This is a genomic window from Sulfuricella denitrificans skB26 (assembly GCF_000297055.2).
GTDB classification, from domain to species: Bacteria; Pseudomonadota; Gammaproteobacteria; order Burkholderiales; family Sulfuricellaceae; genus Sulfuricella; species Sulfuricella denitrificans.
Genome location: NC_022357.1, coordinates 1,338,793 through 1,365,530, shown reverse-complemented (window position 1 = coordinate 1,365,530; position 26,738 = coordinate 1,338,793). Strand labels below are relative to the sequence as shown.

22 protein-coding genes are annotated in these 26,738 nt (G+C 48.8%); all 22 read right to left on the bottom strand.

Annotated features, from left to right (window positions below):
• Window positions 1-86 precede the first annotated feature (86 nt).
• Window positions 87-1,670 (bottom strand): VPLPA-CTERM-specific exosortase XrtD, encoded by a 1,584-nt coding sequence (gene xrtD / locus SCD_RS06685; protein WP_009205871.1) that lies wholly within the window; start codon window positions 1,668-1,670, stop codon window positions 87-89.
• Window positions 1,671-1,700: 30 nt separating this feature from the next.
• Window positions 1,701-2,909 carry a glycosyltransferase WbuB gene (locus tag SCD_RS06680; protein ID WP_041673371.1) on the bottom strand — a complete coding sequence of 403 codons (1,209 nt, stop codon included), beginning with the start codon at window positions 2,907-2,909 and terminating at the stop codon, window positions 1,701-1,703.
• Window positions 2,910-2,927: 18 nt separating this feature from the next.
• Window positions 2,928-3,758: a glycosyltransferase family 2 protein gene (locus SCD_RS06675; RefSeq protein WP_009205873.1), complete on the bottom strand. Its 831-nt coding sequence runs from the start codon at window positions 3,756-3,758 to the stop codon at window positions 2,928-2,930.
• Between the two features lie 66 nt (window positions 3,759-3,824).
• Window positions 3,825-4,244 (bottom strand): LbetaH domain-containing protein, encoded by a 420-nt coding sequence (locus tag SCD_RS16085; RefSeq protein ID WP_232504438.1) that lies wholly within the window; start codon window positions 4,242-4,244, stop codon window positions 3,825-3,827.
• Between the two features lie 163 nt (window positions 4,245-4,407).
• Complete coding sequence (locus tag SCD_RS06670; protein WP_009205875.1) at window positions 4,408-5,568, bottom strand: glycosyltransferase; 1,161 nt, start codon at window positions 5,566-5,568, stop codon at window positions 4,408-4,410.
• Between the two features lie 149 nt (window positions 5,569-5,717).
• Window positions 5,718-6,821, bottom strand: a complete 1,104-nt coding sequence (locus tag SCD_RS16080) for an SGNH/GDSL hydrolase family protein (protein WP_009205876.1) — start codon at window positions 6,819-6,821, stop codon at window positions 5,718-5,720.
• A 43-nt stretch (window positions 6,822-6,864) separates the two neighbouring features.
• Window positions 6,865-7,590 (bottom strand): class I SAM-dependent methyltransferase, encoded by a 726-nt coding sequence (locus SCD_RS06660; RefSeq protein WP_009205877.1) that lies wholly within the window; start codon window positions 7,588-7,590, stop codon window positions 6,865-6,867.
• Between the two features lie 33 nt (window positions 7,591-7,623).
• Window positions 7,624-8,238: an acyltransferase gene (locus tag SCD_RS16985; RefSeq protein WP_009205878.1), complete on the bottom strand. Its 615-nt coding sequence runs from the start codon at window positions 8,236-8,238 to the stop codon at window positions 7,624-7,626.
• On the bottom strand, window positions 8,231-9,529 hold the full coding sequence (locus SCD_RS06650; RefSeq protein WP_009205879.1) for a lipopolysaccharide biosynthesis protein: 1,299 nt from the start codon (window positions 9,527-9,529) through the stop codon (window positions 8,231-8,233). The genes SCD_RS16985 and SCD_RS06650 overlap by 8 nt, the downstream gene beginning before the upstream one ends.
• A gap of 56 nt (window positions 9,530-9,585) precedes the next feature.
• Window positions 9,586-10,965 (bottom strand): O-antigen ligase family protein, encoded by a 1,380-nt coding sequence (locus SCD_RS06645; protein WP_041673369.1) that lies wholly within the window; start codon window positions 10,963-10,965, stop codon window positions 9,586-9,588.
• Window positions 10,952-11,995 (bottom strand): glycosyltransferase family 4 protein, encoded by a 1,044-nt coding sequence (locus tag SCD_RS06640; RefSeq protein ID WP_009205880.1) that lies wholly within the window; start codon window positions 11,993-11,995, stop codon window positions 10,952-10,954. Before SCD_RS06640 ends, SCD_RS06645 begins: the two co-directional genes overlap by 14 nt.
• Window positions 11,996-12,179: 184 nt before the next feature.
• A complete protein-coding gene (locus SCD_RS06635; protein WP_009205881.1) occupies window positions 12,180-14,399 on the bottom strand; it encodes a hypothetical protein in 2,220 nt (739 codons plus the stop codon).
• Window positions 14,400-14,674: 275 nt separating this feature from the next.
• Complete coding sequence (locus tag SCD_RS06630) at window positions 14,675-15,901, bottom strand: glycosyltransferase (protein WP_009205882.1); 1,227 nt, start codon at window positions 15,899-15,901, stop codon at window positions 14,675-14,677.
• A gap of 3 nt (window positions 15,902-15,904) precedes the next feature.
• Window positions 15,905-16,408, bottom strand: coding sequence for a hypothetical protein (locus SCD_RS06625; protein ID WP_021035816.1), 504 nt, complete (start codon window positions 16,406-16,408; stop codon window positions 15,905-15,907).
• A 29-nt stretch (window positions 16,409-16,437) separates the two neighbouring features.
• Window positions 16,438-17,469, bottom strand: coding sequence for an SDR family oxidoreductase (locus SCD_RS06620; RefSeq protein WP_009205884.1), 1,032 nt, complete (start codon window positions 17,467-17,469; stop codon window positions 16,438-16,440).
• 90 nt (window positions 17,470-17,559) lie between these two features.
• Entirely contained in the window at window positions 17,560-18,840 is a 1,281-nt protein-coding gene (locus SCD_RS06615; protein WP_009205885.1) for a nucleotide sugar dehydrogenase, read from the bottom strand.
• A 160-nt stretch (window positions 18,841-19,000) separates the two neighbouring features.
• Window positions 19,001-20,029, bottom strand: a complete 1,029-nt coding sequence (gene galE / locus SCD_RS06610) for a UDP-glucose 4-epimerase GalE (protein ID WP_009205886.1) — start codon at window positions 20,027-20,029, stop codon at window positions 19,001-19,003.
• A 91-nt stretch (window positions 20,030-20,120) separates the two neighbouring features.
• Window positions 20,121-21,425, bottom strand: a complete 1,305-nt coding sequence (locus tag SCD_RS06605; RefSeq protein ID WP_009205887.1) for a TIGR03790 family protein — start codon at window positions 21,423-21,425, stop codon at window positions 20,121-20,123.
• Window positions 21,426-21,886: 461 nt separating this feature from the next.
• Window positions 21,887-22,735: an ExeA family protein gene (locus tag SCD_RS06600; protein ID WP_009205889.1), complete on the bottom strand. Its 849-nt coding sequence runs from the start codon at window positions 22,733-22,735 to the stop codon at window positions 21,887-21,889.
• A 2-nt stretch (window positions 22,736-22,737) separates the two neighbouring features.
• A complete protein-coding gene (locus SCD_RS06595) occupies window positions 22,738-23,601 on the bottom strand; it encodes a CpsD/CapB family tyrosine-protein kinase (RefSeq protein WP_009205890.1) in 864 nt (287 codons plus the stop codon).
• Between the two features lie 7 nt (window positions 23,602-23,608).
• Entirely contained in the window at window positions 23,609-25,363 is a 1,755-nt protein-coding gene (locus tag SCD_RS06590) for a GumC family protein (RefSeq protein ID WP_009205891.1), read from the bottom strand.
• A gap of 76 nt (window positions 25,364-25,439) precedes the next feature.
• Window positions 25,440-26,708 (bottom strand): porin family protein, encoded by a 1,269-nt coding sequence (locus tag SCD_RS06585; RefSeq protein WP_009205892.1) that lies wholly within the window; start codon window positions 26,706-26,708, stop codon window positions 25,440-25,442.
• Window positions 26,709-26,738: the final 30 nt, after the last annotated feature.

The window sequence follows — 26,738 nt, the reverse complement described above, 5'->3', positions numbered from 1 at the left end:
CTTTGCAAAACCTACTACTAATAAAGTTGAATCGCATAGATGCACCGCCACCCCCTTTGAGAAAGCGGGGAAACCCCGCAACATCATTAATCAGGCACAAAGCTACTCAACTGACCAGCCGCCTCCTTGAGAAAGCGCTGCAACCGCTGCTCCGCTACCGCAACATCCTCGCCCGGCATTACTGGCGCCACCAGCCTGACCAACGCGCCATCCGTGCGATTACGCGTTAGCGCATCCCAGAAAATAAACCATTTCACCAGATATTCATTGGTAATCACGCGCCCACGCTGCTGGAACCAATAGTACGTCAGCTGCTTTTGTTCACCCAATTGAATCACCGCGCGGTTTACCACCAGCGGACGACCGTTCATGGTTACCCCTTCCACAACATGCTCCGCCAGCCCTACCATTGTCCAGCCGCCGCCCGGAATACAGGTACGTGGCGAATGAGCCGATTCACCCTTGCGCTGTGTAGCATAATAAGCCATGTATAAATTGACTGGCTTACCCGGCTCTTCTGAAAAATCAACCAGCAGATAGTCGTCTAGTTTCAATGCATCCAGGTAAATCTGCTCCAGGCGATTATCTTTACCTTTCCAACTACCTAACTCAAGTGGAAACGTAGAGAAATCCTTGCGTTGCGGTGGAACCTCGACACGTTCCGGCATGAGCATGGTTACTATGGACACCGCCATTACCACGAACAGCGCTGACAGAAAAGGTTTGGTAAGCTCACGACTCCTCACTTGGGCACCTTCAGGCGTATGCGCAGGCAATTCCAGCCCGAACGCCTCGCGCAGAGGCAGACGCTTATTTCCAATTTTGGAAAGCACCCACATTTCAACGACTAGAACCGCGGTACAAGCCATGAACACGGCCCATCCCTCAAAATCGTGCAGAAAACCCTCAGCCATCTCCTTACCCCAATACTCCACGGTCACGCCGATTATGCCGATTCGAAAACTGTTCATCAGCACTGTAACCGGAATTGATGAAAGGAATACAAAAGCCCTCTTCCAGAATGCCGCCTTGAAAAAGTAAGCCGAGATGAATCCCAAAGTCATCAGCGGGAATAGATATCGCAGACCACTGCAAGCCTCTACCACTTGCAATTTCAAGCTGCCCAAATCGATCACATTCCCTTCCAGGAACACACTGATACCAAACAGGCGAATGACCCAGACCCCAATCTCGGAGGATATAAACTGCAAGCGAGTGGAAAGTTCCGTAAGCAAAAATGACGGCAACGGGATCATGAAAGCCAGGAAAAGCAATGGCACGGCAACGATCTTGAAGCCCTGCCAGCCGCAGAATGCCAGCACCAAGCCCAACACAACCACCAGAAAAGAGTAATGAACGATCAGGAACAAAGTGCTCAGGTTACCGAGCAAGAACAGCGCCAAGCCAACCAGTACCAATACAAACCCTGCCCAGGAGCCATTGAAATCAATTCGCTCAAGAAGATCTTTGCGCTGCCAAATGAGGAACAGCGTAATGAAAGGGATCATATAGCCATAGCTATATTCTTCCTTTGTGTCCCACATCGCGACCAGCGCCTTCAGGCCTTCGAAATAGATCACTCCGGTTAACAGGCACAGAACAGCACCAACCAGCCAAATCCACAAAGTCGGCCGCCATACAACTACTGCATTACCCGAATCATTCATCATTCACGGCCTCATCAATTTCGTCACATTCAATCACTTCACAGGGAATGCCTGACGTAAAACATTATCTTTCTTCCAGTTGCGAACTGCATATTCCCTTCCATCCTTCCCCAGGCTAGAACGCCGCCCAGAATCCCCAGCCAGTGTAACAATCGCATCACGCAATCCAGAGACATCCCCTGGATTGACCACAATCCCGCAATCCTTCACCACATTGGCAATTTGCGTGCCTTCACGTACCGTTGCAATCACTGGCCGGCCACTTGCAAGTATTGCCGTCAGCTTGGACGGCATCACCAGATCCTCTGCATCGCCCCGCTGAGGCAGCAAATGGATATCCGCCAGGTTCAACAGCTCATTGAGCCGATCCATCGGCTGTAGCGGGAAAAATTTAACATTCCCGAGCCCCTCAGACATTTCCATCAATCTTTGCCGGGATGCGCCCTCTCCGCAAAGAATAAAAAGCATATCCCGGCGCTCAGACAGCATTTTGGCCGCCTCTATCAAAATCTCCAGCCCTTGCTTTTCCCCCATGTTTCCAGAATAAAGCAAGATTTGCACATCTTCCGGAATCCCCAGTTCCCGCCGGAAACCTTCTACGTTATCCAGAGGGTAAATTGCCGAAGTATCCACCCAGTTCTGGAACAATACCCTTCTGCTGCTATCCACGCCCTTGCCAGCCAGTCTTTCGACCATGCGTATGGATATGCTGGAAACCCTGTCGAACCGCCGCAGCAACCATTTTTCTACTGCCAGCACAGCAGAACGCAACTTTCTGGAGCGCAATATCCCCAGCTCAAATGCCGCGTCCACTTCAAAATCCTGCACATGCAGCCAGGCTTTAGCGCCCGCAAGTCGTGCCGCCATCCAGGCCGCTGGGGCGCAAAACAGCGGCGGCTCGATCGTAAACACGATATTCGGCCGCCAAATCAGGCCATGCCAGATCATAAGTGGAAAACAACTCATGGCAAAGCTGCACAGATGCAATATCCTGGTCAGACCTGTAGGTTTTTTTGGAACCCACAGTGGACACCTGAAGACAGCTACCCCAGCCACAACTTCCCGCCTGTACCAGCCAGCGGAATATCCCTTGGCAACTCGCCATGCTGGATAATATGGCGGTGCTGTAACTACACGAACTTCATGCCCCTGTTCGGCCAGCCATTCTGCCATCTCGCCTGTGTATTTGCCAATCCCGGTTAATTCCGGGGAATAGTTGATGCTATTGATCAGGATCCGCATTCGACAACCATTCTTATGTTATATGGGAAGACCCTGCTTGTGCCGCTCCAGCTCCCGCGATTTGAGAACAATCATATATTCATAGATTGATTGCAGTGCCGAATAAGTAAACCCGGCACGGCCATCCAGAAAACCCCGCTTCAGAAAATACAGCAGCGTGAATTTTATCAAGGGCCGCGCAGGAAGCCGATAAAACAATTCCTTTTGATGATATCGTTTTTTATGAAAATCTTTCTCGAAAAATGCCTTCCATAGGCTAAATTTTTCATTATTCGATCGATTACTCACAATTTGCTGCGCTTCAAAAGTGCTATATGAATTGTGACGCTCTACCCAATGCGAAATTCCCTTGCCAAAAGGGAAGTGATCCAGATAACCGCTCACTTGCCCAACAGGGCCATCAGGGATAGAGATCGGATTTACCAACCTTTCGTACCGCATTTTTTCCGGACGAAAAAGGCGAAGGTAGAAAGGCGAAGTTTGCACATGCTTGAGCCAGCGCCCCATAAAAAAATCACGCCGCTGTATGCGAAAGGCGACATTCTCACCTGGATTCTCCACCGCTTTACGGACTTCCAGAATCAATTCCGGCGTCATCCGCTCGTCCGCATCAATATAGAAAACCCATGGATATTTAAATGAAATATTCTGGAGCCCCCAATTCTGGTGAGCCGCCCAATTATCAAATGGCCTTTGAGTGACCGTTGCATTGGCGGATTTTGCGATTTCCACCGTTCTATCAGTGCTATTGGAATCGTACACATGGACATCATCTGACCAGCTTACCGACTCCAAACAACCGGGGAGGTCTTTCTCTTCGTTTTTCGTCAGAATCAGTACAGAAATCATAATAACTTTGTTCCATAAATATTCATTGAGCAAAATGGCATCGATATTCCTATATCCACCATCGAACTAAAGATTCTCATGGTGAACCCTATTCTTTATTTTTCGCGCCGGAATACCTCCATATACTGACCACGGCTCCATATCTTTTGTTGCGACACCACCCAAACCTAAAACGGCACCCTCCGCCATATTCACCCCAAGTTGGACCGTAGCACGCGAGCAAACCCAGGCATATGCTCCAATACGTATAGGTTTGGCTATTAACGGGAACGCCGGATCATCGGGATCATGGCTCGCCCCACACAAATAGGCTTGTTGCGAAATAACACTGTGAGATCCCAGATAAATCGGTTCTGGATTATAAATAATCGCCTCATCGGCCACACCCACTACATCGTCGCAAATCAGGTTCCACGGCGCCCAAATCCTGGCCTGGGGATAAATATGGCAACCTTTACCCAGCCTGGCGCCGAAACAACGCAACAAAAAGGCCCTCCAACCGTGAAAAGGTCTCGGCGACGGCCGAAAAAAAATTGCGTACACGATACCCCACATAAAACGCATAAGCCGATTCTTGAATGAAAAGCTAGCCGAAAGATACGGGTCAGGCAGCCCCTGATTGCTTGAACTCACTTTCTCCCCAATCTCATTATCTGGACAGTACCGAATACAATCTCTTTACAGCCGCACTTATTTCAAAGTGTTTGGTAAAACATATCAGCGCATTCTGCTTCATTTTCTGTTGATCTTCCGGTTTCATATTCAGCCATTCTTTCAGCATGCCTATCGTACCATCCAGATCATCGTTGGCGACAATGCCTGCCCCCTCTGCCTCGACTTCCCTCCAGATATTGACCCGTTTGGAGATCAGAGCCGGCAAACCACATGCCAATGCCTCTGCAACCACAATGCCGAAATTCTCCTGATGGGATGAGAGCACGAATACCACCGCTGCCCGGTATGCTCCCCATTTCTTATCTCCGGACAACATGCCCGTCCAGGTAATACGTTCCGCGATTCCCAGCAATTTACTTGTGGCCTCAAGTTCCGCTTGCCACCCTATTTGATCAGGCCCTGCCATGACAAGGTGCAACGAGGGATCTGCCTTCGCCACTCGCGAAAACGCTTCGATCAACAGATCACAGCCTTTTTTGGGGTGGATACGACTGATAAAAAACAACAGTCTTTTATTGCGAAGCTCAGGATAATCATTCAAAAAAATCTCGCGCTGGAGTGCCGCATCCCCCGGCGGTGCGGAGGTTCCGTAACCCACCACCTCTTCATTGCATCGATATAGCCAGAAGGATTGCCGTGCAAGAATCCGCTCTTCTTCGCATGTAAACAAAACCGCTTTTGCATCCCGAAGTACACGATACTCAGCCCAAGGCCAGTAAAGCCATTTCTTGAGGTGTTTGAATGGGTAGGTTCGCTTGAACCATGGGTCCAGCATGCCATGCGTAAAAACAAAATAAGGCGTCTTGCTGCCATGCAATACGCGCCAAGCAGCAAAGCCATGATATTGCCATAGACCGTTTATGATTATCGCATCATAGTTTTTGTGGTGCGCCTGCAACCAGGGAATCAAGTTTGGCGCGTAGGCATAATGTATGCTTTTGCTAAGTAACCGGGGTGGCCCCAGGGCATGCACCTTAAACGGAAACGCGGCCAACCAGGGCGCAGAAGGGTCATCCATAGATGCCACTTCCACTATGGAGCCCGCCCCTTCAGCTATCCGCGCAATTTGCTTGACGCCCTCAATCGGGCCACCACCTTCGGGGTTCACCGAAGAAATAAGATGCAATATGCGCATTTAATTAACCATCCCCCAGCAGATCGCTTTCGAATCTGCTAATTGTTCTTGTTTGTCTTCTTCATAGGTTTGGATCAATTGCAACACCCTCTCATCCCGTTCTAACTGTTTGCTCACCAGACCCTTCCTATGATCACACACCATTACTCCTATTTCGCTCTCCAAATATTGACCGTCCCACCAGTCATCGTAATAGGCGGCAGCGATCGGCCAAGGTTGTATATCCGAGTATTTTGGCCTATTGGAGCAATAGTGCAATTCGAGGGCAAAGAGAATGCATGATTCCTGGCCATCTGCAAGATATCTCCGCAACGAATATCTCCGGATTTATTTTTAGGCCAGTCGAAATCAACATACCCGTTGGATACGCCAACTATGCTGGATGCAACCCATCGCCCGGTTGCCACTAAATCATAATAGCTTGGATCTTCTACCGCCCTGGAGTAAAGGGTATATGGAGCAGATGGCTTTGATACTCGAGCTCTGGCCGCCTGCGCTGTATCATAGGGCTGTTTTTGCCCAATTAAATCAACCAGAACCTTTGCTGACAATATGTATCCCGTCGATGATGGATGCAACTGATCGCTCATGTTTGTAGACGAAGGGGGTGATACCTGACCAAAAACCCTGTCTTGAGTGTCGAGCACAACCACATTATCCCATTGATTTTCAAGTCGCTTATAAGCATTTCGTAGCAGCGTGGAATAGGCCTGTGCATTATTATTGGGTTTAACAAAACCGTATCCGTTAATGTCTACTGATAGAAGACTATTCGGCATTCTGAGAACGATATCCGCATTAGGCACCCCTGCCCGGATGCTGTTAACAGCTGACGTTAGCCTAGAGACAAGTTGGTTCTCGGTTGTTTGACCTAACCTTACATCGTTGATGCCATAGCTAATAACATAAAGATCTGCCTGCGCTGCAATTGAGGCAGTTAATCCATAAGTCACTCTGTCTCTCAGAAACTCGGACAGACTTGCACCATTTTCTCCATAATTCAGGATAGATTCGACACCATAAAGAGCCTCGCCTTCCTTCGCATAAAAATCATTAAGCTCCTTGAAGAGCATGGTTGCATTGGATGTCGTGCTGTCACCCACAAAACAGATTTTTTTTCCAGCTAACCCATTGGCAAACCAACGCGAAAGACGTACATCAGTATCTCGGTATCCGGAACCGGCAAGAACCACAACAGCAAAAAGAAGTAGTAATAATTTTGACACGTCCTTGAAAGGGAAGATAAATTTCATAATACACCAGTGCTAAAAAGAACCACCCTGCCACAAGCAGCCCTCAAGAACGCTTGATACCCAAAAGTGCCACGTGGCTTGCCGTTTTATAGGGATTAATTTGCCCATCCTTGGTATTCAACAAATGAATACTCTTACACTGCTGCCTTATTAGCTCATAGTTATCAAACACCGAATATGAATAGCCAAGACCATCTCCTTCTGAAATCGTATATCCCTTACCTTTTGTTTTTATAAAATCTGCTGCTCGCCATAACCCCAACAAATTAATAATCTGTTTTACATTTCGTGCGATAGCCGACCCTTGCCCAAAATTGTTACTATCAGACAAAAATATGGCCTTCTTGGCTACACGAAGCATTTCTGATACGACAATCTCTGGTCTTCTAATATGATGTAAAACACCAAACTCACAAACCAAATCAAACTCGCCATTTTTATACTGAAGGTTAAGCGCATCACCACCCACCAAGTCGGTCGGAGCTATCCCATTCTTATATCCTATCTCTCGCAGTTCTTTGACCGGCTCGATTCCCACAATGCGAATATCCGGCCGTTTATCTTTCAAGTAGAGTAACGTTCTACCGGTTCCGGAACCAATATCAAGAATTGACTTAACCCCCAGATAATTCAGTGCTGATTCCATAAATGACAACGCGAAATTATGTTCATCATCCTCCCCGTCAACATGCATCTCGTTATACCGACACGCTGTTTCAGCATAATAGTTGCGCTGCAGCTCTACTTCATCAATATTATTTGACACCATGAACTCCCCCTATGATTACGTTTTACAGCTAACTTAATTAATGCCATCACGGATTCCAACCCACGCTTCGATAGGAGCCAGAAATCGTACCGTCGAATACGAGAATTGCCTTGCCGCTCTTTGTTTAAGTATTCGTGCTGGGTTCCCAGCCACCACGCTATAAGCCGGAACATTTTTAGTGACCACCGCACCCGCCCCCACCACAGCACCATACCCGATACTGACTCCGGGTAAAATAATGGCGTTGGTGGCGATCCAGGCATAGTCTTCCACAACGATTGGCGCTTTGACATGCTTCCAGTCCGGATCGTCAATATCGTGACTTGCAGTTAGTAGAATGCAACCATCATTGACAACCACATTATTCCCAAACACGATTCTGTCGTGTAGCGCCAGGTGCACACGGCTACCCAGCACGCATTCTCGGCCCATTTTCAAATTAGACGCTTTCCCGTTTAACTCCACTGTACCTATGACAGAAAGGTCTCCAATCTCAGCACCCTTTAACGACAGGCGATAGACTCTGTAAAGGATACGGATCAATCCATTCAAGTTGACAACACGTTTTGCCCACACTTTAAACCATAGATATGAGAAGGGTGTTTCTCTGATTCTGTGGCGAAACAAATATGATAGGTAACTAATCATTCGCAGCCACCCTGAAATAACGGTTATATGAAAAAAAAGCGGCGGCAAACATTAAGCATTCAGCCAGTAATATTGCATAACCAGCACCCGTCAATCCAAAGGCCAACAAGAACACCCAGCCCAATAATAAGGACAGTGCCGATATAGCCAAGAAGTACCACGCAAATCGGGTATGTTTGTTAGTTGCCATCAGCGCAACCCAGAAAGGTTGCCATAGAATATGGACTAACGCTGCGAGTGTGAGCCCTATTAGCAATAGAGAGTTATGCGCAAGCGCCTTGGTCACCCACAAATCGATGACGGTTTCACCCAGAAAATAAACTGCCAATGCGGACACTATGCTTAATACGATTCCGAATTGCAGCATTTTGGTAACCAGCTTTTTGGCTTTATCGATGTCGTTGGCACCAAAGGCATAAGATAATTCCGGCCATATTGCTTGATTAATTGCAGTTGCCAATTGGATTGGCACTCGCGTGAAAGTTCTATAGATACTGAACACCGCCACCCCAATGGAACCGACCATACCGCCGACAAGCAGGATAAATCCCTGTATGGTAAAAGACAGGCCCAGCGGAAAGCACATGGATGCCAATGAGGGGCGTAGCAGCATTCTTATTGTCTGCAGACTGGCATGACTAATCCCAATCCGCAGAGGAGATCCACTCCTGCCAAGTATTAGCCACAAACTGACGTTGCCCAACATTCTGACCAGCAGGAAAGCCACCGCGACCTCAACAACCCCCCCTCCAGTTAATACGACAACTGTTGCCACAACCCACTCCATCAACCGGATGACATTGACGGCAGCAACAGAAAATGGGTTTCTTTTCAGCACCCTGAATGGCAGCTGCAAAATACCTGTCTGCATGCTCAAGGCGACGTGGGAAAATAAAAGCAGCAGGGTGATACTTAATGTCCCACCGGTGATTTTCGTTAAGCCAAGAAATTGGCCTGGCTCTATAAACCAGACAATGACCACCACAGGGATTAATACAACAATTGACAGGGAACTGACCATGACCCAGGTGCTCTGGAATATGGTCTGCATTTGCCGGATATCACCCTTTTCAGCGATCAGGGCCAACGAATTACCGGCCACGAGGCTAAGCCCGATATCGCTTAACACCAAATAGGAGGGAATAGCCGACAGCGTAATCCATTCCCCATATAGCTGAAGACCCCAGGCATGGATCAAGATAGGAACACTGGCAAGCTGGATTAATATCGTGACCGCTTGCCCGAAACCATTCGCACCAATGCCGTGTATGATTCTACGTTTAGTGCTCATTTAGCGCTCATCAAAGTCAAATTAATTTTAAGTAGTGCCGCGCTATATTATTCTAGTCAGCAGGAAGCACCCCTATTCCTACTAATGGCCACCTGTCTCTGGGTTTGCTTTCTGGCCGCAGCCATCACCAAACCGACAAATATCCAGTTATAACCATGTATTGTGCCGGTTCCTGTAATGTTCCCAGCAAGCATATAGAAACCGATAAATCCTAAAAGGATCATTGGAAGCAGGTTTTCTGTGCGCGCACACCGGATGCATTGCCCAAAAATTATCAAGGTAAAAAACACCCTGTACCCAATATATAAAATCCCAAAGGCAGGGCCAACTTCCATGACGACCCGAGGCCACTCATTTTCAGGCAAGACTATAGTCGTTTTTCCTAGCGCCAGTTTGGAACCACCGCTAGTGCCAAAACCAAGCCCATACCCTACAAGGGGAGCTTCAAGAACGACATCAAAAAATTCAGTGAAAGGTGAAAATGCTCGATTCGCGGTGCCTTCTGATTTATCTGCCTGATCAACGCGCGTGGAAAGGGCATCAAACGAATCTTTAAATGGCCCCATGAATAAAAACGCACCTACGCACAACAAAAAAAACAGTAATAGAGCACCAGTGAGTTTACGCTTAATACCCTTGGTAAATGAAAGCCCGAAAAAAGTTGCCAACACTACCAGACCGGCTAAAAAAAATGCCGTTCTACTGCCAGTTAACAGTAATGTCGTAACCGAAGAACCCGTGGCCATGACAAGCCAAGGCAAGGAAAGAAGAGGTGCACTCTTTCGATAAAGCCAGGCGAAAACAATCATGGCTATCAAGCTTGCGGAAAACATGGTTTGTCCCGCAGTAAACGAAAACGTACCCGTTGTTCGAACAATGTTATTTGCAACGATGAAGACGTGCCCGGTACTGTAAGCCTGGTTGATGAAACTGTGCGGGGGGGAGATGTACTGAAAATAAACCAGCACTGACAGCGGTATAGATACGTAAAGACTCTGCCTGATTAGCTTGTAAATATCTTCATGGTTGAAGGCATCTTTGATAACAAACATCAAAGGCAAGTACATAAAATACATGCGCCAACCGTAAACCAGCGTGAAGATATTCATGTCAACAATAGCAATTTGTACAAACATCAGAGGGATAAAAATGAAAGCTATAATCACCCCTGCTGTTAATAACCCATCACGTTTAACAATGTGGTAACGCCACGCGACAAAGTAGACCAGCAAAACAATTGGATCACGTGCAAAGAATATGAGTTCTTGAAGCTCGGGGAACACCCATTTCCGTAATGCGCCTTCAAAAAGCAAAAGCCAGTAAATCCAGAAGACATATTTAACTACTTTTCTTCTGGCTTTTTCAGACTTGTTAACGACAATTGATTTCTGGCTAATGTCGCTCGCAATGGTATTGCTGACATTATTGGATAACATGTTTCACCAGTTCAGATTGATACCGTGCCCATGAATATCGCTTGGCCGTTTCGAGAGCTGCGATTTTCATTTGATTAAGCAGGTCTATGTCATTGGCGAGTATTTCCAACTTTTCCGCAATTGCTTCGCAGGAACGAATCGGTACGATAAACCCATCTTTGCCATCGGTGATCACATCGGGCCCACCGCAATTTGTAGAAGCGATAACAGGTATGCCTTGCGACATGGCTTCCAGAATAACCAACCCAAAGCCATCCCAAAGCGAGGGAAAAACAAATACATCATGGCACCGCATTTCCTTCAGTACTTCATTATGCGGAAGACTGGGAAAATAACGGCACTTCTCAAGTTGCCGGTCCAATGGGATGCAGGTTTGATTCCGACTCCCAATAACGGTCAGTGCAATTTTATCTTTAAGGAGATCGCTAGCACCAAACAAATAAGAAATCCCCTTTCCCTGGCTAAGATTACCTACAAACAATACTTTCAGCTTTCGTGAATTATCTTTGTCAGGAATTACCTGTTGAATTGGTGTGGGTGAACCGTAAGGAATTATCACAACATCCTTATTAGCGAAATTGCCCAGCGTCAAATTGCTGGCGGTAAAATTACTTGCCACAATAACTTTGTCGGCAAGTGCAATTTCTTCATCCTTACGATTGAGTTTTTCAGTACTGTAATTCAGCGCTGCTATGGTTACGGCCCACTCAGGATTAAGCTCTGCTTCTTCCTGAAAAATATTGACTGCCGCACGCCAATAAGCACTAGCAATCTCATAGTTGGTGGTAACTCCCATTTTTCGGGCTGTCTGAAAAGTTTCTAGTGCCCCGTCTTCATAAGCGTAAACACCTTCCACCGACCCCATTTTAGATATCTGACGAGCTACGTTCCGGTCAAGGTTATGGTAAACAGCATCAACGCAACACAGACCCGTTTCATGCCGTGTTAAGGCGTCAATATTTAGAATTTTAGCCAGCAGGCGGCAGGCCTCTATTATTGGGTAAGTCGACACTTTTTCTTTGGGCAACATTCCATACTCCCTGCGCCGAAGCGTCGCCAGAACAGAGCGAGGAAGTATCTTTGCGAATCGGGAGTCCTCTTGCCATGCTACCGTTGTGTAAAAACGCTCGAGGGAATTAGCAAGATGGAACGCCAAGGCTGCATTTCTAACATTCTGATTTCCAGTGGGGTGACTAATTATCATAATTACTGCCCTACCTGCCTTCCTGCAGCGTAAATAGCGGGGTTGTTTTATTGTTGTTGATGAAAAGACCCAGCATTTCCGCAGGGTCATTGTTTGAACTATCGAGAATCAACCCCGAGTGCATCCGTTTGGAAACAGATAGACCTACCTTGCTGTTAATGAAAAAATTGAGCTCGGCCTTTTGGTCTTTCCTGTCTGTAAGAATGCTTGCATCCAGCTGCCTGATATCAAAACTGCACCCATTACAAAGTGTGTAACGCTGAAAAAGACTCCCGGCTATTGTCTGGGTAAAATCCGTGTGCACGAAGCCTAGACTTTTATTGGTTTCAAATGCCGGGTTGCCCTGATTATCAATAAATATAGAATTGGCGAAAAAGTTTGAAAGTGGGTGAATGGCACTTATCACCTTGCCATTGTTTTTAAATTGGCTGTCGATGAACGCATTAAGCCCATTACCCCTTTTTCCAGGCATATCGAGCGCAATGGTATTGTGTTCAAACTGGCAGCGGTAGCAGACATTTTTATCCATATAGGTCGTACCAGGCACATCACCACCTTTATACAAGGTGTTTGGCCGCTGCATTATAGCTGTCCCACAATTTATGAAATTAATATTGTCCAAAAAATTGTTATCCCAAGCGTATATGCTATCCAGGAAGATTGCAGCGTTACTCATGTTTCGAAACGTAATGTGCGACAGGACACTTCGATGATATTGGGCTCCGCCCCCTGACCCTTCAGTATCGTGATGTATGCCGTTCCTGCCACCCTGTAGTGTTAAATCCGCCAACACAAACCACGTTGATTTTAATTCATGGTTAATATGATTAGCTCCGACAATAAGGTCCATGTCGCTGCTATTGGCAACAAGGATAGTTTTATCCTGACCTGCACCAACTATTCCTTGACCATCTTTTAATTCAATTGATTTCGACAGATAGTAGATTCCAGGCTCTAACTTTGCAATATTTTGACGGTCAATAAGTGACTGAATCGATTCAGAAGCATTTTCATAAACCTTCAAAATGTTCTGGCTGTTTGGCCCAAGCGGATTGGGTATTTTCAAAAATTTTGGTTTCTCCCAATTTTTATAAACAACTTTTTCTTGTCGTAGAATTTCATTTATCGCAGGCCGGGATAATGAAGACAGTTGATTGTTCTCCGCAATTTTCCAATTATCAAACAATTTAGGCTCATTATTTTTGAATAATTCAGTAACTTTGGTTTCTGCATTTTCTGCCTTGTGGCCTATCTCAAGGGTATTAATTGCCAGTAACTCCTGAACATGCTTTCCCAAGATCAAGCCTGGCATTGATTGAGTCTTAACAAACGAACCCATTAGAAATATTTTTTTCGCATCAAGGTTAAAATATTGCGCACTCTCAATGCGAAGATTACCGCCATGTGGCATGAATATGCTGAGAAAGTCGGTATTCGAGACATTGATTGCTGCAGGGTAGTCCATAGGGGCCTTCATCTGCCACGACTCAATATCTATCCCGGTAAAGGTGATATTCTTTTGCTGGTCTATAATAATACTGTCCCCCATAGGACCCAGAATATTAGTCCAGACAAAGTGATTGCCGTAAGAGGGTTCAGTGCTGTTTCCCAGGATTGTCAGGGCAGGCCATGCGGTGTGGGTCATCGTTTTGATGAAGCGGTTGTTGCGTATATAACCTCTTTTAGAATTATCGATATTAATAATCCCGCCCTGGAAGTCAGTGAACAGGTTGTTCTCCAGCTTGGCATGTTTTATTTCTATAGAAGTTCGTATACGATTAAAACAATTTCTCGAGGTAACAAGATCAGAAGCTGGAAAAACAATTTTTCCATTATGGATATCGCTGACAATAACATTCTCTGCGCCAGCGGATATGACAATGTCAGGCACTTTAGTACCAGCCAAACCATACAAAGCCTGATTCGATTTCATTTTAATCGGGAAAGCGCGCGTGTAATCACCATTTGGGTCCAACCGCACAACGCCATGTTCATTTAATGCACTACCCAACTGTAGTGCTTTATTTACTGGCAAATAAAAAGCATCTTGAGGCACCGCAGCTTGAGCCAGTTTATCCGAACACAGCAGAGAGCCAGCGTTGACAACTGTAGCGTTCTGTATCAACAACGCAATCAACAAAGTCGAAACGGTAACCCTTAAAGATAATGCTTTCTTAATTCGCATACTGAGCTTCCCTGCGCCTTTTGTCTTCCAATGAGTGGTTTTCATGCCTACAGCTTTTCATCATATTGAGTACAGCCCGCGCCAAGTTCATTGTCCTGCTGCAGCGTCCCACTGGCTGGGAGTGAATTTCTGAACTTACCCCTGTCAAAAAGATTCTGTCTCTTTTGTAATTGATACGAAATAAAGCGGTCTGGTTTTCATTTCGATGACCAATGGTTCCCATGATACCCACTTCATATTACAGCCCGATTCCGTTCGATAAAAAATCACCCTCTTTGCTGTGCTTCCTCTCAGTAACCCTGGTTAAGCAAGACTGCCACTTATCGGACAGCATGAGTTCTCAAGGCATCCCCTCTCGAAGATTCATGTTTCTCTGCGTAGATGACCTGATAAATATTCGACAGCAATGAAATCGCCGCATTTCGCGAAGTGAAGCGCGAGGCAAAACATTCGTGCGATTTGCTCCGCATAAGTTCACGGTGAGTTGTATCCATACTGAACCAACGTTCGAACATGGCAACGCAGCCTGGCACGGTATCTTCTTCGGCCAATCCCGCACCGTCCATAACAATTGGACGCCAGATATTGACTGCCTTGGAAATCAAGACAGGCACTCCGACTGACAGCGATTCAGCAACAGCAATACCAAAATTTTCCTGGTGCGATGGCAACACAAATGCTTCTGAACATTGCAATGCCCCCCACTTGTCATCTCCTAACAGCATGCCCGTCCAATAAATGCATTCATCGACTCCCAAACGTCGGCTTAGGGACTTAAGGGACTCGGCATAAGGCCCATCAACCGGGCCTGCCATGATAAGGCGCATGCCTTTCATATCCCACAACCCCTTGTCGCGCAATTTAGCGATCGACTCTATGAGAATATCCGGCCCTTTTTTAGGGTGCACGCGGCCGAGGAAAACAAAACGTCTGAAATTCTTCAGTTCGGGGTGCTTTTCCAGAAAGGGTGCCCCATAGTCTTTATTCTGATCTGGCGCACCGGGGGTACCATAATTGACCACAATTTCATTGCAATCGTAGAGCCAGAAGGACTCCCGAGCCAACATACGCTCTTCCTCACAGGTGAACATCACTCCGCGAGCATCACGCAAGGCAGGATAGACCCCCCAAGGCCAATACAGCATCTTTTTAAGGTGCTTTAACGGATATCTGTACTTGAACCACGGATCAAGCATGCCGTGCGTGTAGACATAATAGGGTAAGCTCGATTTGCGTAGCGCCAGCCACGTGCCGAAACAGTTATAACCCCAGATGGCATTCACCACCACGACATCATAATTGTGGGCGTTAGCACGAAGCCATGGCACAAGCCTGGGTGTATAACCAAATATTTTGGAAGCCGGACCCATGGCATGCACGGGATGCGGAAATTTTCCCACCCATTCGCTGGCCGGGTCGTCAAGACTCAAGATTTCGATCTTGTGGCCATAGTTCTCATTGATTTTGGCTAGCTGCTTGACACCCTCAATAGGGCCTCCACCTGTTGGATTTACCGATGCAATTACGTGCAAAATGCGAAGCTGCATAAGTCAATCCTTAGCGACTTGCGAACACTTCGGGCATTCACATTGGTGAGAAACAGTGGAGGACAGAAGCTCATCCATGGGTATCCATCGCCCATCACTCCCTTGAACTGCACCACAGCCATGGCAAACGTTAAGCAAGGCACGCATCGCTTCCATTCGTTGACGGTGCGTTTCCAGGGTGCGTTTGAACATCAGAATAAAAAAACCAGCCAAAAAATATACGATGCCACGAATCAGACCGTTCCAATAGCGAAGCCATTCCTCGCTGTATTCCTGTCCAGACATGCTGCTGCTTAATATCCATAGACACACGGCCAAAACAACACTTATGGCAAGCCCCTTCCGGCCAAACTCCCAGGAGAATTGCGCAACTGGAATCATATAAAGAGGAAACAACGCAACTTCGTGACCTACTGTCAACTGACCTAAAAAGACAAGCGGAAAAAAAATAATGCCTGTCATAGTGCGCATGAAAAATTTAGATAAAGACAAAGCCCTTATAGTCATTCTTTTTCCTCAATGATTAATATATTGTGTTAACCAGTCAGATCTCTAACATACCAATCCATGGCTTCCTTGAGTCCCTCGTCGATGCGATGTGTCGGGGCATATCCCAGCAGGTTTTGGGCTTTGCTGATATCCGCCAGAGAATGACGCACATCGCCGGCACGGAAGTCCCGGTAGGTGGGTTTGAAGTCTTTCAGGTGCGGGAAGCGTGGTTCGAGCAGGATTCGAATGCCTTCGAACAACTGGTTCAGGCTGGTACGATCACCTACCGCCACGTTATAAACCTGATCCACTGCGTCCGGATTGTCGGTGGTGGCGGCCAGAAGGTTGGCCTGCACGGTGTTGTCGATGTAGCAGAAGTCGCGACTGGTTTCACCGTCGCCGTTGATAAATACCGACTCGTTTTTGATCATGCTGGCAACCCACTTGGGGATTACCGCGGCATAGGCCCCTGCCGGATCCTGGCGCTGACCAAAAATATTGAAGTAACGCAGGCCAACGGTTTTGAAACCATAGCAACGGGCAAATACGTCTGCATAGAGTTCATTGACGTACTTGGTTACGGCATAGGGGGAAAGCGGTTTGCCGATCAGGTCTTCTACCTTGGGCAAGCCAGGATGATCGCCGTAGGTGGAACTGGATGCCGCATACACAAAACGCTGCACCTGCGCATCCCGCGCTGCCACCAGCATATTGAGAAACCCCGTGATATTGTTTTCATTGGTCAGGATGGGATCTTCCAGCGAGCGCGGCACGGAGCCCAGCGCGGCTTGGTGCAACACGTAATCGACGCCGTAGCATGCCGCAGTGCAATCTGCCAGGTTACGTATATCTCCTTCGATCAGGCGGAAACTCTGCCACTGCGTCGGGGTGACCCGTGCTTCTACCTGATCCAGGTTATGGCGGTGACCGGTGGAGAAGTTGTCCAGCCCGACCACTTTCTGGTCTAGCTTAAGCAGCGTTTCCAGCAGATTGGAGCCGATAAACCCGGCTACGCCAGTGATCAGCCAAGCATGCGAATTGCCCTGAAGGTGCTGTTTGAGTTCATGATATTTTGTCATTGGTTTATCGTTATATTGAGTGTGTTCAACGCACTGTGATTTCCCTCTTCCAAACCCTCTCCCGCAAGCGGGAGAGGGAGTTCAGGATACTTACAGGCGCCAGACAGTCAGGCCGGCATCGCGCAGGGCCTTGCTGTCATAGGCAGATTTGACGTCGATGAAGGCACCGCCCGGTTTCAGCTTGGTCAGAAAGTCAGACAGTGGCCGCTCCAGGAATTCCTTGTGTGCCACAGCGGCCACGATAGCGTCAGCCTGCGGCAACTTGTCCCAGGCTGTGAGGCTGACGCCGTATTCGTGCTTGGCTTCACTGGCATCGCCTATTGGCTCGTGTACCAACACCTCGATGCCGTAGGTTTTGAGTTCGTTAATGATGTCTATCACCTTGGAGTTGCGCAAATCGCCGCAGTTTTCCTTGAAGGTGAGCCCGAGCACAATCACCTTGGCACCCTTGACGTGGCTACCCGCCTGTATCATCTGCTTGACGGTCTGCTCGGCGATAAATTTTCCCATACCGTCGTTGATGCGCCGGCCAGCCAGGATAACTTGCGGGATGTAGCCGAGCATGTCGGCCTTGTGGGTAAGATAGTAAGGGTCCACGCCGATGCAGTGGCCGCCTACGAGGCCGGGACGGAAGGGCAGGAAGTTCCATTTTGTACCCGCCGCCTGCAAGACTTCGAGGGTGTCGATGCCGAGCTTGTCGAAGATGATGGCGAGTTCATTCATGAGGGCGATATTGAGATCGCGCTGGGTGTTTTCGATGACTTTGGCGGCTTCGGCTACCTTGATGCTGGATGCACGATGCACCCCGGCGATGATGACCATTTCGTAGAGCTGGGCGACTTTCTCCAGAGATTCGGCATCGTCACCGGAGACCACTTTGAGGATTTTTGTGACGGTGTGCTCTTTATCGCCAGGGTTGATCCGCTCCGGGGAGTAGCCAATATGGAAGTCCTGCTTCCATTTCAGGCCGGATTCCTTTTCCAGGATGGGGACGCAGATTTCTTCAGTGGCGCCAGGGTAGACTGTGGATTCGTAGATAACGATGGCACCCTTCTTCATGTGTCGGCCAACACTGGTGCTGGAGCTGACCAGTGGGCTGAAATCGGGTTGGTGCGCTTTGTCCACCGGGGTGGGCACGGCGACGATGATGTAGTCGGCCTTGCCGATCAGTGCAGGGTCGGTGGTCAACGTGAGTTGGGTAGCGGCGCGCAGGTCGTCACCACTCATTTCACCGGTCGGGTCACAGAAGCGTTTGTAGCTTTCTACTTTCTCGCTAGACAAGTCGAAACCGATGGTCTCGATTTTTTTGCCGAATTCCACTGCCAGAGGTAATCCCACATAGCCCAGACCAACAACCGCAACGATACTCATGATTCGCTCCCTAAAGTAATGTAATTATCTACCTAAACTGGTACTACCCCCGACAGGCTGGGGATTTATGTAATTTGATTATCCCACGAAACTCCGCTTACTTCACCCCAGTTACCGTGGCGAGGCGCATAGATCTCGTCATTCCTCCAGGATTGCGCACTCAGGCGTAACCCTCTGGATTGCCTACCTGCCAGCGCCAGGCATCTTCACACATTCTTTCAACCCCGAATTGCGCCTTCCAGCCAAGCAGGCGTTCAGCCAAGGCAGGGTCGGCATAACACGTTGCAATATCGCCGGGGCGTCTATCCACGATCTTGAATGGCACGGCACGGCCGCTGGCTTTTTCGAAAGCCCGAACCATGTCCAGCACAGAATAGCCGTGCCCCGTTCCCAAGTTGACCGTAAGCGGTTGGCTCCCTTCCCACCCATTCAATGCCTGTAGTGCTGCAAGATGACCTTTTGCCAGGTCGACGACGTGAATGTAGTCGCGCACGCCAGTTCCATCAGGGGTTGGGTAATCGCCGCCAAACACGTTGAGGTGAGGGCGACGCCCCACTGCTACCTGGGAAACAAAGGGCATCAGGTTGTTGGGAATACCGTTCGGATCTTCGCCGATCAGGCCGCTTTCGTGTGCGCCGACGGGGTTGAAGTAGCGCAGCAATGCTACCTTCCATGAAGCATCCGAGAGCACGAGATCGCGCAAGACGTCTTCGATGATCAGCTTGGAACGGCCGTAGGGGTTGGTGGCTGAAAGCGGAAAGTCTTCGCGTATCGGCACTGTAGCCGGGTTGCCATAGACGGTGGCGGAGGAGCTGAAGACGATCTGCCGCACGCCGGCTGCGCGCATGGCGAGGAGCAAGGTCAGCGTGCCACTGATGTTGTTGTCGTAGTATTCAAGCGGTTTTTCCACCGATTCGCCCACTGCTTTCAGGCCCGCAAAATGAATCACCGCTTGCGGCTTTTCTGCTTCAAAAATTGTTGATAGCGCTACCCCGTCGCGCACATCGGCTTCATGGAATGACACATTTTTTCCAGTGATCCCCTCCACGCGGCGCAGCGCTTCGCGCGAGCTATTGCACAGGTTATCCACCACCGCAACGTCAAACCCGGCTTCAAGCAGCACCAGACAGGTATGAGAACCGATGTAGCCGGCGCCTCCGGTGATTAATATTTTTTGATTTTTGGTCATTTTTCTCATTCTCTATTTGGCTTGCCTCTCCCACTTTGTAAAACAGGGTTTGAGACGAATTCGTTTACTGTGCGCACTCTACTTTTTGTTACTACAGCCTCGCCGCATTCCCACCACGTTCCGGCACAATCCTGTAAAACAGGTTTTTCGCATTCTTCAGTTTGATTTCCTTCAAGCCGTATCCGACACGAAAATGCCTTGCCACTGGATGCGATGGGCCAATACCTGAATCCGAACCAAGCAGTGTATAAAACCCCGGTGCCAAGGAGTGGGTGCGTATCGTCAGTTCGCCATTGCTGAACGACACTAGGTTGCCACCATAGGGATTCGCCAGCGGTTCCCCGATAAAAACACCCTGACCGGGCATCGCCACGCTTTTCCAATAGGCTTCGATCAGCGTTTCACCACTGGTGTAGTGGCCCACCAGGACGCCCGGATACGGAAATTTACCAGGGTAATTGCACGGCTCGACCACTGCACCATAGCTGCCGGTCGCACCCGCCTCCAGCCAGCGCAGGCTACTCATCTGGAAACTGTCAGTAAGCTGTCCGCCCGCAGAAGTCAGGTGATCGGCAATCGCGCCGGGAACGAATGTATTGCTTGTTAGCTTATCTACCTGTGTCATGCCGGTGAAATAAAATAGCACGTCAGGTTTTTTCTCAATGTAATCCGCCTTGATCTGTTCCAGCTTTACTACACGTCCGAGGTAACGGCGTAGCGGCTCGAAGCCCGCCGCCCGCACATTGCGGTTCTTGTCACTGGTATCCAACAGATAGCCAGTGCCTGCCGGAAAGGTGCTATCGGACTGCACACCGCGGTCGATCAGTTTCTTCACATCCTCAATACTTGATCCCGCCAGGCTGATGGTCGGGCGCAGGCCGAAATCCTTGAATGGTGTGACACTGGCCGAATCGAAATAGGGATTGGGTTTCGTTAACGCACAGCCATTTGCACAGAATTTTTTGTCAAATCCGGCGGCAAACGCAGTGGTGATAGACATGCAGTCGACTCGGTAAGGTTTAGTCCAGGTAAGCGCAAAGGCCTGCACCTGCTGAGGCGTTTTGGTATCGACCATTGCCTTGATTCTGGCAAACTCGGTCTGGCTCATCACGGTTGAGCCAGGCGCAAAACTGACATGGATCATATTCACGTCCGGAATGCCGCGCTTGATCTTGTAATATTGGGCAATTTCGACACTGAGCGGGTCAGCATCATTGACGATCACGGCGAGATCAGCAGAGCCGAGACTGGTTTTGGGGAAAATGACGGTGGGTGCTAAAACGCCAGAAGCCGGATCGGGCAACTCTGGCGCGGCATAACCAAGTAGCACCCAGCACAATGCCAGCACAAGGAACGGCGCAACGATGAGAGAGCGGCTTACTTTTCCCTTCAGCACGATTGCTTTTTTCCTTATGTAAAGAACCACTCCATCTCACTCAACTCCTCACACCAGTGGGAGAGCGGAGTCTTGCCGAATTAATATTTGAAGGAGTTGGGTGAAATAGTCTGCATCCAGTCACGCCGAATCGCATGGATGCTATCAGAGAATCCGTCTCCTCCTTTTGCAAAGGAGGGTATCCAGCTAATTCAACGTGACTGATTTAATCAGTCATTTTTTTATGGAACGGACAGCGGCTATTAATTTTTCATACAGTTCCGTGTGCACCAGTTTTAAATACTGGATAACCCCAACATCGATCGCCTTGAATCGTATTTTTCCAGGTTCACCAACCAGATCCGCGTTATTGCCGTTAACAGCCGAGGGACTTTCCACATCATCCTGACCATCATCGTCCCCAACAGATTCCTTCTCAAATCGGGATACACGCTCAGAAATTATTTCCAGATTGATTCCAGTCAGGAGATCGCTAGTCTTTTTTTTTCCTGCACAGGGAAAATACCACCCTTTTGCTTGTCTGCCGCCACGTCATGCACGATTTGCGCGTCAATCTTCTCTTTTTGTTCAGCGAAGCCATAAACCAGGGAAGTGTCGCACAACAGATTAATCAGTCGAGGCACACCCTGGCTATGCTGATAAACGGCATCGCAGGCCACATCATCGAACAAACCTGGGTTATCCACACCGGCAACATTGATCCGATGACGAATATAAGTTCGAGTTTCATCCTGATTCAGCGCCTCCAGGTGGTAATCCACCGCAATACGCTGGGCAAACTGCTCCAGATCGGGACGGCGTAAGGTGTCGCGCAGTCCCGCCTGTCCCACCAGAATCACTTGCAGCACCTGATCCTTGTCGGCATTGACGTTGGAAAGCATGCGCAGTTCTTCCAGAGTTTCGGCAGACATGTTCTGCGCTTCATCGACAATCAGTACAGCGCGCTTGTTCTGGCCATACTGCTGAACCAGAAAATCAAGAAAGGTATGGAACATCTCGACTTTTTCCTTGCCGCGATACTCCAGGTTGAAGGCGAACAGTATCCACTGCAACAATTCGCCGAATGACTGGTGGGTGTTGGAAATCAGGCCAACGGTCACATCCGGCCCCATTTGGCCCAGCAGATGACGGATCAGTGTAGTTTTGCCAGTACCGATTTCACCGGTGATCACGTTGAATCCCGCCTGATTCATCAGGCCGTATTCCAGCAAATCAAACGCCATCCGGTGCTTGGGACTGAAATAAAGGAACCCTGGATCAGGAATGATGGAGAAGGGTTTCTCACGAAACCCGTAAAAAGCCTCGTACATGCTCAGTGACCCTTGCGTTTGAGGAAATGCTTGATCCAGCCGGTGGGCGTCTTGGAACGGGTGTCTGGCTCCAGGGATTTATTCAGCACCGTGCCTATCAGATGGGTTGAATCCAGCAATCCGGCAGCGCGGGCAATATCCTCGGTCTTGGTTTTGGCTTCTTCTACCACCAGAAGCGCGGCATCCACGTAGGGAGAAAAAGCCAGCGCATCCGCAGCGGACAGCACGGGAGGGAGGTCAAAAAGAACAATACGCGATGGATAGCGACTCTTGAGTTCCTGCACCAACTCCACCATCTTAGGTGATCTCAGCATTTCCGATGAATTCAGCAGTGGCTTACCACCAGGCAGAATCACGAAACGTCCGATCCCCGGATGGACCAATATTTCCTCCAGCGGCGTACCGGAAGTCAGATAATCACTCAGACCCGGCCCATCTCGCAAGCCGAAATGCTCATGTACCCGAGGGTGTCGCAAATCTGCGTCCACCAGCAAGACGGTCTGATCCACTTCCATCGCCAGACTGATGGCCAGGTTAATCGCTGTCAGCGTTTTTCCCTCGTTCTCACCCGGACTGGTTACTGCCAGCGCATTCCAGCCGTTCTCGCGCATCTTCTGCAATACCTGGGTACGCAAAATCTTGTAGGCATCGGTAAAAATACCCTGCTCGAAGCCGGTAACAATACGCTGTTCTCGCAGGAAATCGCGGGAAACCTTAATACTTCGTGTCTGGGTATATTCAATCCGATCAACCGTTTCGTTGCCCACGGCTTTTGAAGCTTCAGACGGACTCGAGCCACCAAACCCCTTGCCGGTATGAGCTCGCTCTTCCCGTGCCCTTTCAAGCGCTTCTCTTATGCGTTCCATATCATCCTCAGCCTAACCATATTTCCAGCTTGCGCATAATCATGTACCAAAGCACGTCAATCGGTACCCATAAAAAATGTATCAACAAAACAGCTAACGTAATTCCCGCAATCACGCCAAGAATGAGCGAAGTTTTGAGCTTTGTTTTTTTACGCCGGTCTTCCGCGTTATCCATGTAGGGGATCACCGAAAGCAACGGTGCATCAAGCAAACCAGCCAGTATTTTCGAACTCTTTATGGAACTATCCATGCTTTCCAGCACACCCGCATAGGCAATCCCGCCCCCCAGCGACAGAATCATGCCCAGCAACAGGATGGCCGGACGATTCGGGCTCGTCGGTTTTTCCGGTAATTGTGCAGGGTCGATTAGCGAGAAGCGTTCGCCCTTGCTGTCCTTTTCCATCTGCTGAGCCACCTCTGCCTCCATCAGCTTGGCCTTGATTTCCTGATAGCGCCTTATGGAATTCTCATGGTCTCGGCCCAAATCGAGATACTCTCGTTCGACTTGCGGCGCTTGCTCAAGACGCGACACATAGGACGCCATTTTTTCTTTCAGGTCGTTACGCTTAGTGCGCAATGTCTTCATCTCACTAAGGGTAGCTTCAAGTTGAGTTTGCATGGAAATATATGCAGGGTTTTCTGGCTGTTTGAATTTCGGTGCATCGCTGCCATTTGCAACCGTCTTTTTATGCGACTCTTCAAGCGCTGCAATGGCTTTCTTCAACTTGACAACATCGGGATAATCATCAGCGTATTTATCGCGCATGGTCGCCAAGTCAGAGCGCATGCGAGTCAGTTGCTTGGCCTGCTCCTGCATATCACCATCGCCGCCTGTTTCCTTTTTCAGCGCCTGCATTTCCCGGCGCATTTTGATTACATCAGGATGGTTGGCGGAGTAAATTCCGGAAAGACTGACATATTGCGCCTGCAATGTCTTGAGGCGCTCATCAGAATCGAAAATACGTTCCCCACTTGCAGACATCATCGGGCTGTTGGGCTTCATCTGAACCAACTGACCCTCCAGATAAATCTTTCGCTCGTCCAGCACGTTAAGTTGCCGGTCAACTTCCATGACTTCAGAATCGGTGCGATCCCGCATCTGCATGTTAAGACCAGTCAGTTCTGGCAATCGACCCTGGTTCTTTTCCTTGAAAACAGCCAGTTTCGTTTCAATTTCCGAAATGTGCTCGCTCACACGATCAGCCTCCTCTGATAGAAACATAGAGGTTTCGCTTGTTTTTTGCTGTCGTGATTTAAGGTTTTCGTTGAGATAGAGGGTAGTCAACTCATTCGCCACTTTCTGAGCCCCTGCTGCCGTTTCGCCGTCATAGGCCAGGGTAAACGCAATAGCAGCCATTGTTTTCTGACCACTGCGCTTGTCGATCACATCAGCGCTCAGCATGTTGAACTTGATGTCCTTACGCATTCGGTCCAGAATCTCCTCAGTGGTTTCGCGCTGGCGCTGCTGGGGATATAGATTATATTTCTCGATAATCTGCATCATGTTGGCGCGGGTCATCACATGTTGGCTTATAACCTGGAGGCGCTGGTCTGCATAGCTGGTAATCGTGGAACGCACTAGTTCAGCAGGGATTTCCTGCTCCTCGATCAGGATGGTTGCGCTGGAGCGATAGACTGGCGGCAGCAATAAGGCCACCAAGACGCTGATCACCGCTAGGATGCTCATCGTCGTCAGGATTTGTTTCTTGCGGCGACGCAATGCAACAAGATAATCCTTCAGGTCTTTTGTTTGCTCTTCCATGATTCCTCTTTATATCGTGATATTCGGGCGATACGCCACTACATTGTCAGGATTTTTCAGCACCGTCGTCACCATGCTACCGGGAAACGGCCATTTTTGGCCAGTTATAGGCCAAATTGAGATACACCGCATTCGATGTCGTGGTATTGGCAACAGCCTCTGATTCATATCGCTGATAGCGATAGCCGGCATCGAGCGTCCACCACTCCGTAAAACGCCAGTTCAATCTTGGATCAAATGTGTAATAACGGCTACTGGGTGATGCCAAGCTGATGTACTTGGTGTGATATGAAGCCACGTCAACAGCAGCTGTTAGCTTTTCAGTTAAACTTTTATTCAATGAAACACCAACTCTGTCCGTCTCGACCAAGCCACTACCGCTTGGATTTGTTTCCCGACTCGCGAAACCGCTCACTGTCGCCGCGTCGAAAGTCTTTTCCAGCGTAGCGCTAAAGGAAGAGCCGCTGCCACTAGTTTCACTAGTAAAGGTGCTTATCGGCGTCCCTACGATGGTATAACATGAAGTACAGGTATGATTCACGCTGGAAACGGTACTGCGGCGCCCTACCGACAAGGAGCCGTTCAGGGTTTCAGAAAACTGGTGGGTGGCGCCCACCTGTATGTTTCTCGTACTGGATTCGTTTAAGCTGGCATCAGTCCCACTCCCTAATGATATGATCCCCGGATCAATAGAGATGATAGTGACTCCAGTAAGCAACCTGGAGGTCGGCGCATATTTCAGTGCTGAATAATTTGCGGATACAGTCACCTGATCCCGTTCGGACAACTGGTAACTTAAAGTGCCTCCCACCTGCTGATAGGTGTAATCATTCAGGTTGATTTGACCGTATTTCACATCCTGGAAATTATAGTCCAGTTTGACTGAGCTTCTTTCTGTCAGCGTACGCGTCCAGGAGGGACTCAGGCCAAGAACACTGCGCTGGGTGCGAACCTGCACGACCCCCGTAGTATTACGCTCTTCAGCAGTCGAATCCTGCTTGTATGACGCATTCATGGCCCAGGCATTGAGTTCCGACCTGAAACGAGTAAGCAGGGTGAAGAATAGATCATTTCGATTTTCCACCTGAGGATCGCCAGCATATTGATTAATACTCATCTGCGCCGAACCGCTGACTTCAGACACTTCTGTTGCACTACTCAGCTTGACGCTGGGCGTAAGCCGGCTCTGCCAAACGCTAGGATGAGGCGATGCCGTGAAACGAATATTGTCGTTGTATTCTTCGCGCAGGCTGATGGATGGTTCGATCGACCACTCGGCGGCAACCACGGCACCCGACGAGAAAATGGAAAGCAGCAAGGAGCAAAAGAAAGGCGCCTTTCTCATGCGTGGCGACTCAAATTGCATCAACAATTC